This window comes from Azospirillum sp. VT-I1, assembly GCF_055698305.1.
The window spans coordinates 487,057-501,288 of record NZ_CP168800.1 but is presented as its reverse complement, the minus strand read 5'-3'; the positions used below and the strand labels follow the sequence as shown (position 1 = coordinate 501,288).

The 14,232-nt window shown below is 66.8% G+C and carries 14 protein-coding genes; 8 read left to right on the top strand and 6 right to left on the bottom strand.

Annotated features, from left to right (window positions below):
- The first annotated feature begins 82 nt into the window (after positions 1-82).
- Entirely contained in the window at positions 83-703 is a 621-nt protein-coding gene (locus AB8P05_RS02345) for a TetR/AcrR family transcriptional regulator (RefSeq protein ID WP_472758648.1), read from the top strand.
- On the opposite strand, the gene AB8P05_RS02340 is transcribed toward AB8P05_RS02345, so the two are convergent.
- The 5 genes from AB8P05_RS02340 to AB8P05_RS02320 form a co-directional block, all read right to left on the bottom strand.
- The gene (locus AB8P05_RS02340; RefSeq protein WP_472758647.1) at positions 675-1,535 is read right to left on the bottom strand and encodes a helix-turn-helix transcriptional regulator; all 861 of its coding nucleotides are present in this window, start codon (positions 1,533-1,535) and stop codon (positions 675-677) included. The genes AB8P05_RS02345 and AB8P05_RS02340 overlap by 29 nt on opposite strands.
- 33 nt (positions 1,536-1,568) lie before the next feature.
- Positions 1,569-2,126 carry a YbhB/YbcL family Raf kinase inhibitor-like protein gene (locus AB8P05_RS02335; RefSeq protein ID WP_472758646.1) on the bottom strand — a complete coding sequence of 186 codons (558 nt, stop codon included), beginning with the start codon at positions 2,124-2,126 and terminating at the stop codon, positions 1,569-1,571.
- 93 nt (positions 2,127-2,219) lie between these two features.
- Entirely contained in the window at positions 2,220-3,224 is a 1,005-nt protein-coding gene (gene hemB, locus AB8P05_RS02330) for a porphobilinogen synthase (RefSeq protein ID WP_472758645.1), read from the bottom strand.
- Between the two features lie 16 nt (positions 3,225-3,240).
- A complete protein-coding gene (locus AB8P05_RS02325) occupies positions 3,241-4,260 on the bottom strand; it encodes a metallophosphoesterase family protein (protein ID WP_472758644.1) in 1,020 nt (339 codons plus the stop codon).
- Between the two features lie 39 nt (positions 4,261-4,299).
- Positions 4,300-5,172, bottom strand: a complete 873-nt coding sequence (locus AB8P05_RS02320; RefSeq protein WP_472758643.1) for a diacylglycerol/lipid kinase family protein — start codon at positions 5,170-5,172, stop codon at positions 4,300-4,302.
- A 318-nt stretch (positions 5,173-5,490) separates the two neighbouring features.
- Here AB8P05_RS02320 and AB8P05_RS02315 point away from each other — a divergent pair, with 318 nt between their 5' ends.
- The 7 genes from AB8P05_RS02315 to AB8P05_RS02285 all read left to right on the top strand — a co-directional run bounded on the left by AB8P05_RS02315 (position 5,491) and on the right by AB8P05_RS02285 (position 13,225).
- Complete coding sequence (locus AB8P05_RS02315; protein ID WP_472758642.1) at positions 5,491-6,552, top strand: enoyl-CoA hydratase/isomerase family protein; 1,062 nt, start codon at positions 5,491-5,493, stop codon at positions 6,550-6,552.
- Positions 6,553-6,804: 252 nt separating this feature from the next.
- Entirely contained in the window at positions 6,805-7,278 is a 474-nt protein-coding gene (locus AB8P05_RS02310; RefSeq protein ID WP_012974024.1) for a MarR family winged helix-turn-helix transcriptional regulator, read from the top strand.
- A 297-nt stretch (positions 7,279-7,575) separates the two neighbouring features.
- Positions 7,576-8,868, top strand: coding sequence for a cation:proton antiporter (locus AB8P05_RS02305; protein ID WP_472758641.1), 1,293 nt, complete (start codon positions 7,576-7,578; stop codon positions 8,866-8,868).
- Between the two features lie 210 nt (positions 8,869-9,078).
- Positions 9,079-10,308 (top strand): ABC transporter substrate-binding protein, encoded by a 1,230-nt coding sequence (locus AB8P05_RS02300; protein WP_472758640.1) that lies wholly within the window; start codon positions 9,079-9,081, stop codon positions 10,306-10,308.
- Between the two features lie 112 nt (positions 10,309-10,420).
- Positions 10,421-11,308: a branched-chain amino acid ABC transporter permease gene (locus tag AB8P05_RS02295; protein ID WP_149223622.1), complete on the top strand. Its 888-nt coding sequence runs from the start codon at positions 10,421-10,423 to the stop codon at positions 11,306-11,308.
- A 4-nt stretch (positions 11,309-11,312) separates the two neighbouring features.
- Complete coding sequence (locus AB8P05_RS02290) at positions 11,313-12,317, top strand: branched-chain amino acid ABC transporter permease (RefSeq protein ID WP_472758639.1); 1,005 nt, start codon at positions 11,313-11,315, stop codon at positions 12,315-12,317.
- 245 nt (positions 12,318-12,562) lie between these two features.
- Positions 12,563-13,225, top strand: coding sequence for a phasin family protein (locus AB8P05_RS02285; RefSeq protein WP_472758638.1), 663 nt, complete (start codon positions 12,563-12,565; stop codon positions 13,223-13,225).
- 142 nt (positions 13,226-13,367) lie between these two features.
- Here AB8P05_RS02285 and AB8P05_RS02280 read toward each other — a convergent pair whose 3' ends face one another.
- A complete protein-coding gene (locus AB8P05_RS02280) occupies positions 13,368-14,210 on the bottom strand; it encodes a 23S rRNA (adenine(2030)-N(6))-methyltransferase RlmJ (RefSeq protein WP_472758637.1) in 843 nt (280 codons plus the stop codon).
- Positions 14,211-14,232: the final 22 nt, after the last annotated feature.

Below are 14,232 nucleotides of genomic sequence, written 5' to 3'. Positions count from 1 at the left end.
GTGAGCCTGCGGCAACAAATACACTACACGGTGCAGTGTACTTGTTGACCGGTGAATGTCAATGTCTCGAGAGGGGAATGCTGTGCGTGGTTCGGCGAAGCGGGATGCGGTGGTGGAGGCGGCGACCCGCGCCTTCCTGACCCACGGGTACGAGGCGTCATCGATGGACGCCATCGCCGCCGACGCCAACGTGTCCAAGCGCACCGTCTACAATCACTTCCCCGGCAAGCGGGAACTGTTCCAGGCGGTGGTCGCCGGCCTGTACAAGGGGTTCAACAGCGACGGCGACCAGACCCTTCGCCACGACCAGCCGCCGGAGCAGGCGCTTCCCGTTTTCCTGCGGTCGCTGCTGGTCCATATGCGCCGGCCGGAGGTGCGCGGCCTGCTGCGCCTCGTCATCGCCGAGCATCAGCGCTTTCCCGAGCTGTCGCAGGACTATCTGGAAGGCGGGAAGGGGCAGGCCTATGCGCTGCTCGACGACTATATTGCCGCCCAGCATGCGCGCGGCCGCCTGAACGCCCCCGACCCGCATGTGGCGGCGACCCAACTGCTGGGCGGCCTGAAGGAGGTGCTGTTCTGGCCGACCATGCTGGGCCTGCCGGTCACCGCCGATCCGGAGCGGGTGATCGCCGATTCGGTGGCGGCGCTGGTGCGGGCCTATGGCACGGCGGCGGTCAGCGGTCGCGAAGGTCCGACGGGTTGACGCCGACGGCGGCTCGGATGCGCCGAGCGAAGTGGGAACGGTTGGCGTAGCCGCAGGCCTCCGCCGCCTCCTGCACGCTCAGCCCCTCGCGTTCCAGGAGATCGCGGGCGTGGGCGACGCGCTCCTCGACCAAGATGCTGCGGACCGAGCAACCTTCCTCCGACAGCCGGCGGCGCAGGGTGCCGGTGCTGAGGTTGAGCGCGCCGGCGACGCTGTCCGCCGTCCAGGCGGTATCGGGCCGGGTGCGCAGCAGTTGGCGGACGGCGTCGGCGGTGCCGGTTGGTGCGACCGGACCCAACCACCAGACGCCATCCTCCAGCAGGGCCAGAAGCACCTCCATGCAGCGATGCTCGGCCAGCTTGGGCGGCAGCTGCGGGGCGGCGGTCAGGCCGGCGGCGGCGTGGTGGATGGCGTCGGTCAGGGCCGGCGTCAGGGCGACATGCCAGTCGCCCGGCCGGGCGCGCTGGGTCAGCCCCTCCGTGCCATGGGCGCGCAGCAGGCGCCGCACCATCTCCGCCGGGAACTCCAGCACCAGCGCGCGGTAGCGGCCGGCGGAACCGGGATCGTTCACCACCGACCCGCACCAACCCGGCGGCAGCAGCATGGCCGTGCCGGCGGGGAAGTTGCGGGTGGTGCCGGCGGCGTCGGTCAGCTCCTTGACGCCCTCCAGCACGGCGATCAGGGCGGTGCGCTCGATCCGCACCTCCGCCAGCCGTTCGCAGTCATGGGCGATGAAGGCCCACAGCTCCGGCCGGTGCGGACGGTCGCCCGCTCCGGGACGCTGGTCGCGGGCGGCGAAGCGGGACAGGCGGGCAAGGAGGTCTGGACCCATGGGCACCATCCTATGGCGGCGGCCGGCCGGCGATCAACGGCCGTAGCGGGCGGTCAGCGTTGCTTTCGCCAGGGTGGCGGCGTTCAGGTTGAAGCCGACCATGGCGCCCGACGCATCGGCCGGCAGCGGCAGGCTGTCGACCTTCAGCGCATGGACAGTGACGATGTAGCGGTGGGGCGTGTCGCCCTGCGGCGGGCAGGGGCCGCCATAGCCGGCTGTGCCGAAATCGGTGCGGCCCTGCACCGCGCCGGCGGGCAGCAGCGGCTTGACCGGATCGCCGGCACCGGCTGGCAGGCCGCGGGTGTCGGCCGGCAGGTTGAACAGCACCCAGTGCCACCAGCCGCTTCCGGTCGGCGCGTCGGGATCGTAGATGGTGACGGCGAGGCTGCGGGTGCCGGCCGGCGGTTCGGTCCAGCTCAGGGCCGGGGACCGGTTGCCGCCGCTGCAGCCGAATCCCGCGAAGACGTTGCGCTCCGGGATCGGCGAGGCGTCGGTGAAGTCGGGGCTGCGCAGTTCGAAGGCCGAGACGGGGGCGGAGGCCAGCAGCAGGGCGGCCAGCACAGCCGGGCGGAACAAGGCGGTCGGGGTCATCGGGGGCGTCTCCGCTGTGTGGAACGCCCCTGACGATAAAGGGCCGCGGATCGCGCCGCGGCCCCGGACGGCTCAAAGATGGCTCCGAACCGCTCAGCCCTGCTTGAGCAGCTTCGCGGCGTCCACCGCGCCATAGGTCAGGATGGCGTCGCAGCCGGCGCGCTTGAAGCCCATCAGGGTCTCCAGCAGGGCCTTGTCGTAGTTCAGCCAGCCATTGGCCGAGGCGGCGCGCAGCATCGCGTATTCGCCCGACACGTGATAGGCGAAGGTCGGAACCGCGAACTGGTCCTTCACCCGGCGGATGATGTCGAGATAGGGCAGGCCGGGCTTCACCATCACCATGTCGGCCCCTTCCTGCAGGTCGCAGGCGACCTCGCGCAGGGCCTCGTCGGTGTTGGCGGGGTTCATCTGGTAGGTGGTCTTGTCGCCCTTCAGGAACCCGCCGGAATTCACCGCATCCCGGAACGGTCCGTAGAAGGCGGAAGCGTACTTGGCGGCATAAGAGCAGACGCGGGTCAGCTGGTGACCGTCCTTGTCGAGCGCGTCGCGGATAGCGCCGATGCGGCCATCCATCATGTCCGACGGGGCGACGATGTCGCAACCGGCTTCCGCCTGCGACAGGGCCTGGCGGACCAGAACCTCGACAGTCTCGTCGTTCTGGATGTAGCCGTCGCGCATGAGGCCGTCATGACCGTGGATGGTGTAGGGGTCGAGCGCGACGTCGCCGAGAATGCCGACATCCGGCGCCGCCGCCTTCACCGCGCGGATGGCGCGGTTCATCAGGTTCTCGGGGTTGTAGGACTCCGCGGCGTCCTCCGACTTGGCGTCGGATCCCACGACCGGGAACAGGGCGATGCAGGGAATGCCGAGCGTACCGGCGGACGCCACCGCCTCGCACAGCAGGTCGATGGTCAACCGCTCCACACCCGGCATGGAGGCGACCGGCTCCCGACGGTTCTCGCCCTCGATCACGAAGACCGGCCAGATCAGGTCGTCGACGGTCAGCGTGTTCTCGGCGACCAGACGGCGGGTCCAGGCGTCGGCGCGGTTGCGGCGCAGACGGGTGCGCGGGAAGGCGGCGGGGAGGGAGATCGGCATCGGGAAGACCATGCACTTAGAACGAGTGCGGCGATCCTACGCCTTCCCTCATAGTGAACTCAAGCCGCGGGGCCGGCCGCGGTCCTTTGGGACGGGCCGGCTGCCTTGCACCGGCCTCATGCCCTGTCCCGGTCCTCCCCCTTGCAAGCCGGTCGGCGGCTTCCCAGGCGGCGGCGACCGGATCGGCGGAGGGGCCGGCGGTCACAGGCCGGAATCCGGTGTCCTGCGCCTGCAGGGCCCAGCGGTTCCCCTGCTTGCGGTAAGTCGACACCAGCCCGCCGGTGAAGGCCGCCCCCTCCCACGACCGCACCTCGAATGTGACGGTCGGATGGGCAACGGTGATGAGGTTGTAGGCGTTGGCCTCGTTCCGCAGGCGGGTGGAGGTCGCGGTGGATGCCTGGGCGACGAGGATCGAGCGGGCGATCTGGGTGTGGAAGCTCATGATGTCGCCGGAATAGGCCTTGTGCAGATGGCCGGCCAGCAGCAAGTCGATGCCGCAGCTTTCCAGCGCCGGCAGGGCCAGCTTGTGCCGTCCGACCAGCTGGGTCTTCGGCAGATCTGGCGGCGGCAGGAAGGGATGGTGGGTGAACAGCACCTTGAACATGCTGTCGGGCATGCCGCAGAACACCTCGCGCACGCGGGCGATCTGCTTCCTGTTCATCCGCCCTTCGGAGAAATCCATGATGACCGGACGGGCGGTGTTGATGCCCAGCACCGCGATCTCGTCATCGATGTGCAGCGGGCTGAAATCGCTGCTGATGTAGCGCCGGTAATGGCCGAACGGGTCGGTGAAGCGCTTGAACACGTTATAAACCGGGATGTCATGATTCCCCGGTACAGCCATGTAAGGAAAGGGCAATTTCTGCAGGAAGGCCCGCGCTTCCTCGAAGTGGCGTGCTTTCGCCCGCTGCACGAAGTCGCCGGAGATGACGATCAGATCGGGTGCTTGGGCCGTCAGGTCGGCCAGCAGCCCGTCGACCACACGGGCGTCGATCCGCCCGAAATGCAGGTCGGAGATGTGAGCGAGCCGTTTCACGCCAGCTTCATCCTTTCTCTCAGCCGGGTGCCAGAACCTTCAGGGCGCCTGGACGATCCGGTAGTGAAGCGGCGCGTGCAGCTTCCGGATTTCGCCGTCATTGACCATTTTCAGGCGGTGGCGGCGGCTGTGGACCGTCAGGCTGGTGACCGCATAGGTGTCGAGCGCCTCGTCCTGCTTCCAGGATCCGGCGATCAGCCGTCCCATCAACCGAAGCATCGCGAAGGCGTTCCGTTCGCGGGCGACGTAGACCCCAAGTTTTCCGGCATCCAGCGCTTGGCGTGTCAGAACAAGACCGAAGCCGTCGTCGTAGACGTTGTTGGAGACCACCAGGATCGGGGTGCGCATCCGCTTCGGCCCCTCGCCCCAATCCAGGCGCACATCCAGCATCGGCAGCCGGTACAGCGTCTTCGCCAGGGCCAGCGCGGCGCCCGGCCATTTCAGCAGGCGGTGCTGCTTGCGCTGGCGTTCGCGCTCCTGCACCACCTGCGGGTAGAAGCCGAGGATGGAGCTGTTGGTGTAGGGCTCGCCATTCACCTCGGCGATGTCGATGACGCGGACGCGGCCGGCGGCCAGCGCTTCCGCCGCCGCCTCCAGTTCAAGCGGGATGTGAAGATCGCGCGCCAAAAGGTTGAGAGTGCCCAGGGGAATCACCCCAAGCGTCTTGCCGGTGGGCAGCGCCAGCTTCACCGCGCTGTGCAGCGTGCCGTCGCCGCCGCCGACCACCACCGTCTCGGCGTCGGACTCCAGCACCCGCTGGATCGTCTCGGTGCATTGGGCACCGTCGACGGTGTGCAGGTCCACCTCGGCACCGTGGCGCTCGAAGGCGGCGCGAATGGCCTGTCTGGCGCCGTCCAGGGGGCGGTCGACCAGGGAACCGGCCTGCTGGTTCAGGATGATACCGACCTTCATGGCTGACCGGCCGGGTTGGGAAGCGGCATGGCGTCGAACCTTCCGTGGAATTGCTCTTGGATCTGCGTTTCGCGACCGTGCTGATCAGATGAGAGCGTGAGCGCAACGGTCCAAGGGGGCAAAGTTCCGCAAGCGGACGGACCGCCGCGTCCGCGAACATGCGGCACCGTATGGCCGGTTTGACAGAGGCGCAGGCTCCCGTATCATCTGCGGCGGCCGCAAGCTTCACCCGATGTATCAGGGGATGCACCGGGGTTGGACGAAGCGGGTGGCCCGCCACCGCCCGATCTGCAACGATAATCGAGAAAATACAAGACGATGAGCGACGCTGCTGAGATTCTGTTCGAACGTCGGGGCGCCATCGGCCTCGTCACGCTCAACCGGCCGAAGGCGCTGAACGCCCTGACGCTGGGCATGATCAGGCTGTTCGATCCGCAGCTGCGGGCCTGGAACGCCGACCCGGAGGTCAAGGCCGTCGTGATCCGCGGTGCGGGCGAGAAGGCCTTCTGCGCCGGCGGCGACGTCGTCAGCCTGTACGAGGCCGGCAAGGCGGCGAAGGAAGGGCGTGGCGACACGGCACCGGTGCGCGCCTTCTTCAGCGAGGAGTATGTGCTGAACCGGCTCATCAAGCGGTTGTCCAAGCCCTATGTCGCGCTGGTCGACGGCATCTCCATGGGCGGCGGCGTCGGCCTGTCGGTTCATGGCAGCCACCGCATCGTCACCGAACGCACCCTGTTCGCCATGCCGGAGACCGGCATCGGCCTCTATCCCGATGTCGGCGGCACCTATTTCCTGCCGCGGCTGCCGGGGCAGGTCGGCATCTGGCTGGGGCTGACCGGCGACCGGCTGAAGGCCGCCGACATGCTGGCCATCGGCGCCGCCGACGCCTTCGTGCCGAGCGCGAAGATCGACGCGCTGATCGCCGATCTGGCGGCCGGTATCCCGGCGGACGAAGCGGTTGCTGCCCATCGCGGCGAGGCCGGCGAGGCGTCGGTGACGGCGATTCGCGCCACCGTCGACCGCTGCTACGCCTTCGACAGCGTCGAGGCGATCGTCAAGGCGCTGGAGGCCGAGGGGACGGAGTGGGCGGCCGGGCAGGTCGCCACGCTGCGCCGCGTCTCGCCGACCAGCCTGAAGGTGACGCTGGCGGCGCTGCGCCGCGGTGCCAAGCAGGATTTCGAGGCCTGCATGGTGCAGGAACTCCGCCTCAGCCTCGCCTGCCTTGCCGGTGACGATTTCTACGAAGGCATCCGCGCGGTCCTGGTCGACAAGGACAAGAACCCGAAATGGAAGCCGGCCGATCTGGCCGATGTCGGCCCGTCCGACGTGGAGCGCCATTTCGCCGAGCCCGCGGGCGGCGACCTGGTGTTCCGCGACTGACCGGTAAGGGTGAAGGGGGCGGCCCCGGCGCGGTCTTCGGGGCCACTCCGTTCCGGTTATGCCGGGGCGTCCACCCGGACGAAAACATTCGGATGGGGGCACTTGGCGAAAGGGGCCTGTACAGACGGGTTGTGCCAGACTTTTTCCGGAATTATTAGGATGATTGCCGACGAATGATCGGTTAATCTCGCTTTAAGGTCCCGGTATCGTCCTTGCGCGGGGAACGGCCGGTTAGAGCCAAAGGAGACCGCGGTGCGCAAACCCTATTACGAGAGCATTCTGTTGATCGAGCGGCTTCACCGCCACTTTCTCGAAGTGCTCAAGACCGAACTCGACCGGCTTGGGATCCAGGACATCAACAACGTCCAGAGCCTGATCCTCTACAATATCGGTGAAGACGAGATGACGGTCGGCGAACTGACCGCGCGCGGCTATTACCTGGGCTCCAACGTCTCCTACAACGTCAAGAAGATGGTCGAGAACGGCTATCTCGGACAGGAACGCTCTCCGCACGACCGCCGGTCCGTCCGCGTCCGCCTGTCGGAGAAGGGCCTGGATCTGCGGGAGAAGATCAGCGTCATGTTCGAACGTCATCTGGCCGCCCTGGAAAAGGCCGGCTTCAGCGACGAGGAACTGACCAAGGCGAACGAGACCCTGCGCAAGCTGGAACGTTTCTGGTCGGCCTCCCTCGACTACAGCGGCTTTCCGATGACGTCGGCGGCCTGAACAAGGCCGGGTTTCGCGACGGCCCCCGCGGTTCCGGCTCCCGCGGGCGGCATCCAGGCACGCTTCCCGGTCCTGTGCGCTCCCGTGTGGTTCAGGGCGCTCCCAGTAGAATACCGGCAGGACGAAGTCAGGGAAGCAAAGCCGAACGAGCCGGTACCTCCATAGTCTTTCCGCACTGTTCCTTTTTTGTCGCTGAACCCTTCCGCGTCTTTGCGCGTTGACGGGACTCGGTTCCTGCACGCTTGGAGGATGTCCAGACGGCGGGCCGCTTCGGGGCATCACGGGGACAGGCGGCGCATGTCTTACATCGTCCTCATGGTCGGACTCGGATTCCTGATCCTGCTGGTGGCTTGGCTGCCGATGATGCTGAAGGAACTGCCGCTGTCGCTGCCGATCATCTGCGTCGGGCTGGGAGTCGCGGTCTTCAGCGTCTTGCGGCTCGACAATCCGGCGCCGCTGGCCTTTCCGGAGGCGACGGAGAGGCTGACGGAACTGATCGTCATCATCTCGCTGATGGGCGCGGGGTTGAAGTTGGACCGCCGCATCGGTTGGCGGAGTTGGATCATCACATGGCGGCTGCTGGGCATCACCATGCCGCTGTCGATCCTGATGATAGGGCTGATCGGCTGGTACTGGCTGGATTTCCCGCTGGCGGCGTCGATCCTGCTGGCGGCGGCGCTCGCGCCCACCGATCCGGTCCTCGCCTCCGACATCCAGGTCGGCCCGCCCAAGTCGGGAGAGGAGGACGAGATCCGCTTCAGCCTGACGTCGGAGGCCGGGCTGAACGACGGTCTGGCCTTTCCCTTCGTCCATCTCGCCATCGGCGTCGCCCTGCTGAACAACAACCCGCCCTGGGAGATGCTGCAGCATTGGGTGCTGCTGGACGTCGTCTGGCGGCTGGCGGCCGGGGTGGGCGTCGGCTGGCTGGTCGGGCGCTTCCTCGGCTACGTCACCTTCCGGGTTCCGAATCGGGCCAACCTGTCGCGGACGGGCGACGGTTTCGTGTCGCTCGGCATCACGCTGATCGCCTATGGGCTGACCGAACTGGCCAGCGGCTATGGCTTCGTCGCCGTGTTCGTCGCCGCGGTTGCTCTGCGCGATGCTGAGCGGGACAGCGAGTATCACGAGCGGCTGCATGACTTCGTTGAACAGACCGAACGGTTGATGATGATGCTGATGCTGGTCCTGTTTGGCGGCACGCTTGCCCACGGGCTGATCGACGCCCTGTCCTGGAGCGCGGTCGGGGCGGCCGTGGTGATCCTGTTCCTGGTGCGGCCGGTGGCAGGAATCGCCGGGCTGGCCGGGGTGCCGATGCCGCTGGGGGAGAAGCTGGCCATCGGATTCTTCGGCATTCGCGGCATGGGCAGCATCTATTACGTCGCCTACGGCTTGAACGCCGCCGAGTTCGACGTTCCGAACGCGCTGTGGGCGGTGACCGCGCTGATCGTGCTTCTTTCGATTCTCGTCCACGGCACGACGGTGACGCCGATCATGCGGCGGATCGACCGGCGCCGGCAGGGTTCGGACCGGCCACCGGCCGCCGCCATACACCGCCGGATGGAAAAAGCGGGTGTTTCGCCCGACTCTTGATGAAAATTGTTTGTGCAGCTGAAATTCCGCTTCGCTTACAACGCGATGCCCCTGCATAGTGGTTTGGAAGCGGCGGCGCGAACGGCCTGACGGCTCCGGAAACAACCGGACGGAACGGCCGGCGCGACCGCCGGGGACGGCCCGGCGAACCGGCTCGGTCCGTCACCCGAATCCATGCGCAACGCAACGCTGAGGGGGAGGAATTCACGCATGATCGCACGTCTTTTGACCGGTGCCGCCCTGGCCGCCCTGACGATCGGTGTCCTGTCCACGGGACCGGCCAATGCCCAGCAGGGCAAGCTGACCGGCGACATGGTCAAGATCGGTGTGCTCAATGACCGCTCCGGCCTTTACGCCGATCTCGGCGGCGAGGGATCGGCGGTCGCCGCGCGCATGGCGGCGGAGGAGTTCGGCAACAAGATCCTGGGCAAGCCGATCCAGATCATCACCGCCGACCACCAGAACAAACCCGACATCGGGTCCAACCTCGCCCGCCAGTGGATCGACCAGGACGGGGTGGACGTGATCGTCGACGTGCCGAATTCCGGCGTTGCGCTGGCGGTCCAAGAGGTGACGAGGGAAAAGAAGAAGATCTTCCTGATGGAAGGCCCGGCCACGTCGCGCCTGACCGGCGACGCCTGCTCCCCCACCGGTTTCCATTGGGCCTACGACACCCGTGCGCTGGCTGTCGGCACCGGCCAGGCCATCGTGAAGGAGGGCGGCGACAGCTGGTTCTTCATCACCGCCGACTACGCCTTCGGCCATCAGCTGGAGGCCGACACCTCGGCCGAGGTGAAGAAGGCCGGCGGCAAGGTGGTGGGTTCGGTGAAGGCGCCGCTGAACACGGCCGACTTCTCCTCCTTCCTGCTGCAGGCGCAGGCGTCGGGCGCCAAGATCGTCGGGCTCGCCAATGCCGGCGGCGACACCATCACCTCGATCAAGCAGGCGTCGGAATTCGGCCTGACGCAGAGTGGGCAGCAGAAGCTGGCCGGCCTGCTGATCTTCCTGTCCGACGTCCATGCGCTGGGTCTGCAGGTGGCCCAGGATCTGGTGCTGACCACCGGATTCTACTGGGACCGCGATGAAGAGACCCGGGCCTGGTCCAAGAAGTTCTTCGACCGTCACGGCAAGATGCCGACCATGGTGCAGGCCGGCAGCTATTCCGCCGTCCGCCATTACCTGAAGGCGATCGAGGCGGCCGGGACCGACGACGGCCCGACCGTCGCCGCCAAGATGAAGGAGATGCCGGTCAACGACATGTTCGCCAAGAACGGCACCATCCTGCCCAACGGGCGCATGGTCCACGACATGTATCTGGCGCGGGTGAAGAAGCCGTCGGAATCAAAGGGGCCGTGGGACTATTACGAGATCCTGCGCACCATCCCCGGCAAGGAGGCCTTCGCCACCTTCGAGGAGAGCGGCTGCAAGCTGCCCAAGTAAGGACGTGACGTGAGTAAAGGCATGACGTGACGGAGCGGCGCCTGCCGCCGCCGGATCGGCTGGTCTGGCCGATGCGGCGGCGGAGGTGCCGCAGGGGAGTGCGACGCTCATGATGGGGACGATCTTCGGCATTCCGCCCCAGGCGCTGTTCGGACAGCTTCTGCTGGGGCTGATCAACGGGTCGTTTTACGCGCTGCTCAGCCTGGGGCTGGCGGTGATCTTCGGCATGCTGAACGTCATCAACTTCGCCCACGGCGCGCTCTACATGATGGGCGCCTTCGTGTCCTGGCTGCTGCTGACCAAGCTCGGCATCGGTTACTGGTGGGCGCTGCTGCTGGCGCCGCTGATCGTCGGGCTGTTCGGGGTGGTGCTGGAAAAGACTCTGCTGTCGCGGCTGTACAAGCTGGACCACCTCTACGGCCTGCTCCTGACCTTCGGCCTCGCGCTGATCGTGGAGGGCGCCTTCCGCCACCAGTACGGCGTTTCCGGACAGCCCTATCCGATTCCCGATGCACTGAAGGGCGGGCAGAATCTGGGTTTCATGTTCCTGCCAAACTATCGCGGCTGGGTCGTGGTGGCGTCGCTGGTCGTCTGCCTCAGTACCTGGATCGCCATCGAGAAGACGAAGCTGGGCGCCTATCTGCGTGCCGCGACAGAGAATCCGGTGCTGGTCCAGGCTTTCGGCATCAACGTACCGCGCATGGTGACTCTGACCTATGCCTTCGGGGTGGCACTTGCCGGACTGGCCGGCGTGCTGGCGGCACCCATCTACCAGGTATCGCCGCTGATGGGATCGAACCTGATCATCGTGGTGTTCGCGGTGGTGGTGATCGGCGGCATGGGGTCGATCCTGGGCGCGGTGCTGACCGGCTATGGGCTGGGCCTGTTGGAAGGACTGACCAAGGTGTTCTATCCGGAGGCCTCGAACATCGTGGTCTTCGTCATCATGGCGGTGGTGCTGATGATCAAGCCCGCCGGCCTGTTCGGACGGGAAAGGTGAGCGCATGAGCCTTCATTCGCAAAGCGGCGGCCGGGCGTCCGCCAAGGCTCCCCGCGCCGCGGCCCGGGTGGCTGCCCCCGACAAGGGCCTGACCCCGGCCAGGATCGGCGCGCTGGTGGTTCTCGCCGGCCTGCTGGCGGCGCCCTTGCTGCTCTATCCCGTCTTTTTGATGAAGGTTCTTTGCTTCGCGCTGTTCGCCTGCGCCTTCAACCTGCTGATCGGTTTCGGCGGCCTGCTCAGCTTCGGCCATGCCGCCTTCTTCGGCAGCGCCGCCTATGTGACCGCCCATGCGGTGAAGGTCTGGGGCCTGCCGCCGGAACTGGGCATCCTGCTCGGCACCGCGGCCTCCGCATTCCTCGGGCTGGTGTTCGGCGGCATCGCCATCCGCCGGCAGGGCATCTATTTCGCCATGATTACGCTGGCGCTGAGCCAGATGATCTTCTTCCTGGCCCTGCAGTTGCCCTTCACGCACGGGGAGGACGGCATCCAGGGCGTGCCGCGCGGCGTGCTGTTCGGGGTCTTCGACCTGAACAACCCGATGGCGATGTATTACACCGTGCTGGCGATATTCCTGATCGGCTTCGCCATCATCTGGCGCACTGTGCATTCGCCCTTCGGTCAGGTCCTGAAGGCGATCCGCGAGAACGAACCGCGCGCCATCTCGCTGGGCTACCGCACCGACCGCTACAAGCTGGTGGCCTTCATTCTGTCGGCGACGCTGGCGGGCCTTGCCGGCGGAACCAAGGCCATCGTCTTCCAGCTGGCCAGCCTGACCGACGTGACATGGCAGATGTCGGGCGAGGTGGTTCTGATGACGCTGCTGGGCGGCATGGGCACGCTGTCCGGTCCGGTGATCGGTGCGGCGCTGGTGGTGACGCTGGAGAATTATCTGGCGGCGACCAGCCTGCCGGTGCCGGTGGTGATCGGCTGCATCTTCGTCGTCTGCGTCCTGGTCTTCCGCCGCGGAATCGCCGGCGAAATCCAGGCGAGGCTCGGGAAAAAACATTGATCTCGAAGCAGTTCCCCAAAAGAGGACAACAGGTGAAGTAAGAACTGTTTCGTAAGAAAGACGTTTCGGTTTCAATGCAGCACGTACCCCGAAAGAAAGGGTGCGGTGCTATTATTTTGCGTCCTGGAACGTTCTGCTTGTCGGGTGTTATACGACTCAACGCGTGCGGCGGTGCAGCAAAATGACCGACGCGAGCTTTGGGAAGAAGCGTCCACCCGGACGAACGTATTCGAGGAGCATCCCGCATGGCCACGGACAAAGACACCACGACCACCACGCGCGACACCGCCAACCGTGCGAAGGGCACGGTGGAGGAGATGACCCGCGCCGGTGAGGCGACCACCCGCCGCGCCGCCGATGCCGCCCGCTCGATGGGCGAGGAGGCGGCGGAGACCGGCCGTCAGGCCGCCGATGCCGGTGCGGAGGCCGGCCAGAAGGTGATGGGCGCCGGTGCCGACATGACCCGCCGGACCGCCGACACCGCCCGCGCGGTGATGGGCACGGCCAGCGACGTCGCCGGCCGCACGTCGGAGCAGCTTCAGCGCGCCCTCGGCCTGTCCAAGGAAGCGCAGGGCGAGGTCGCCAGCCAGACGCGCGAGACCATGGACGTCATGGTCCAGTGCGGCAGCGTGCTGGCCGACGGCTGGCAGAACGCCTGGCGCGAATGGATGGGGCTGGCGCAAGAAGTCGCCAGCCGCAACGCCGAGGGCATGAACGCGCTGCTGCGCAGCCGCACGATGCCGGATTTCTATGCGACGCAGAGCCGGATGCTGAAGGACAACATGCAGCTGATGCTGAGCCGCAGCGTCAAGATCTCCGAGCTGTCGGCGAACACCGCCAACACCGCCATCGGCAAGCTGAACGCCCGCCTGGAAGGTGCGGCCCAGCAGACCGAGCGCCGCTTCTAAGCATCCATCAATCCCAGAAGGAACGGTCTCCATCCTGACCTGAACCCCGGCCCGCAAGGACCGGGGGTTTTTCTGTGCCGGGAACGTCCTTTCGCGACGCCTCCGGCGCAAACTTGGTTGCGACGCCTCCGGCGTCAGTCTCTTACGACGCTTCCGGCTTCAGCCAACTCACCGACGCGCCGCCGCCGGTGGAGGGCAGGGCCTCGTGCAAAGCCGGCAGCATGGCGCGCAGCGTCTCGTCCAGTTTCCAGGGCGGGTTGACGATCAGCAGGCCGGAGCCGTTCAGGCGCAGGTGGGTGTCCTCGGGATGCCATGTCAGCTCGACGATCAGCACCTTGGGGATGCCGGTCTTCTCCACCGCGTCCTGGAAGCGCCAGACCGCCGCCCGCTCCTTGATCGGATACCAAAGGGCGAAGATGCCGGTGGACCAGCGGCGATGGGCCAGCGCCAGCCCTTCGGCCATGCGAGCGAACTCGTCCGGCTGTTCGAAGGGCGGATCGATCAGGACCAGCCCGCGCTTCTCCTTGGGCGGCAGATGGGCCTTCAGCGCGGTGTAGGCGTCCGACTGGTGGACGGACACGGCGCGGTGGCCGGCGAACTCCGCCTTCAGGCTGCGGGCGTCGTCGGGGTGCAGCTCCACCAGGACCATGCGGTCCTGCGGGCGCAAGGCGGCGCGGGCGATGCGGGGGGAGCCGGGATACCAGCGCAGGGAACCGTCCGGGTTCAGCGCCTGCACGGCGTCCAGGTAGGGTGCCAGACCGGGATGGGATGCCGGGTGTCCCCACAGGCGGGCGATCCCGTCGTCGCTTTCCGCGGTCTTGCGCGCCGGTTCGGAGGTCAGGTCGTAGCGCCCGATGCCGGCGTGGGTGTCGAGCACGCAGAAAGGCGCCGGCTTGGCGCGCAGATGATCCAGGATCAGCGCCAGCACGGCGTGCTTCATCACGTCGGCCGGGTTGCCGGCGTGGAAGATGTGGCGATAGTTCATGCGCCGGGGTTTACCCGATCAC

Bases quoted from the DNA above. Each gene is read 5' to 3' on its own strand.
- AB8P05_RS02340 (WP_472758647.1), bottom strand. From the start codon at position 1,535: ATGGGTCCAGACCTCCTTGCCCGCCTGTCCCGCTTCGCCGCCCGCGAC.
- AB8P05_RS02335 (WP_472758646.1), bottom strand. From the start codon at position 2,126: ATGACCCCGACCGCCTTGTTCCGCCCGGCTGTGCTGGCCGCCCTGCTG.
- hemB (WP_472758645.1), bottom strand. From the start codon at position 3,224: ATGCCGATCTCCCTCCCCGCCGCCTTCCCGCGCACCCGTCTGCGCCGC.
- AB8P05_RS02320 (WP_472758643.1), bottom strand. From the start codon at position 5,172: ATGAAGGTCGGTATCATCCTGAACCAGCAGGCCGGTTCCCTGGTCGAC.
- AB8P05_RS02315 (WP_472758642.1), top strand. From the start codon at position 5,491: ATGAGCGACGCTGCTGAGATTCTGTTCGAACGTCGGGGCGCCATCGGC.
- AB8P05_RS02305 (WP_472758641.1), top strand. From the start codon at position 7,576: ATGTCTTACATCGTCCTCATGGTCGGACTCGGATTCCTGATCCTGCTG.
- AB8P05_RS02300 (WP_472758640.1), top strand. From the start codon at position 9,079: ATGATCGCACGTCTTTTGACCGGTGCCGCCCTGGCCGCCCTGACGATC.
- AB8P05_RS02295 (WP_149223622.1), top strand. From the start codon at position 10,421: ATGGGGACGATCTTCGGCATTCCGCCCCAGGCGCTGTTCGGACAGCTT.
- AB8P05_RS02290 (WP_472758639.1), top strand. From the start codon at position 11,313: ATGAGCCTTCATTCGCAAAGCGGCGGCCGGGCGTCCGCCAAGGCTCCC.
- AB8P05_RS02285 (WP_472758638.1), top strand. From the start codon at position 12,563: ATGGCCACGGACAAAGACACCACGACCACCACGCGCGACACCGCCAAC.
- AB8P05_RS02280 (WP_472758637.1), bottom strand. From the start codon at position 14,210: ATGAACTATCGCCACATCTTCCACGCCGGCAACCCGGCCGACGTGATG.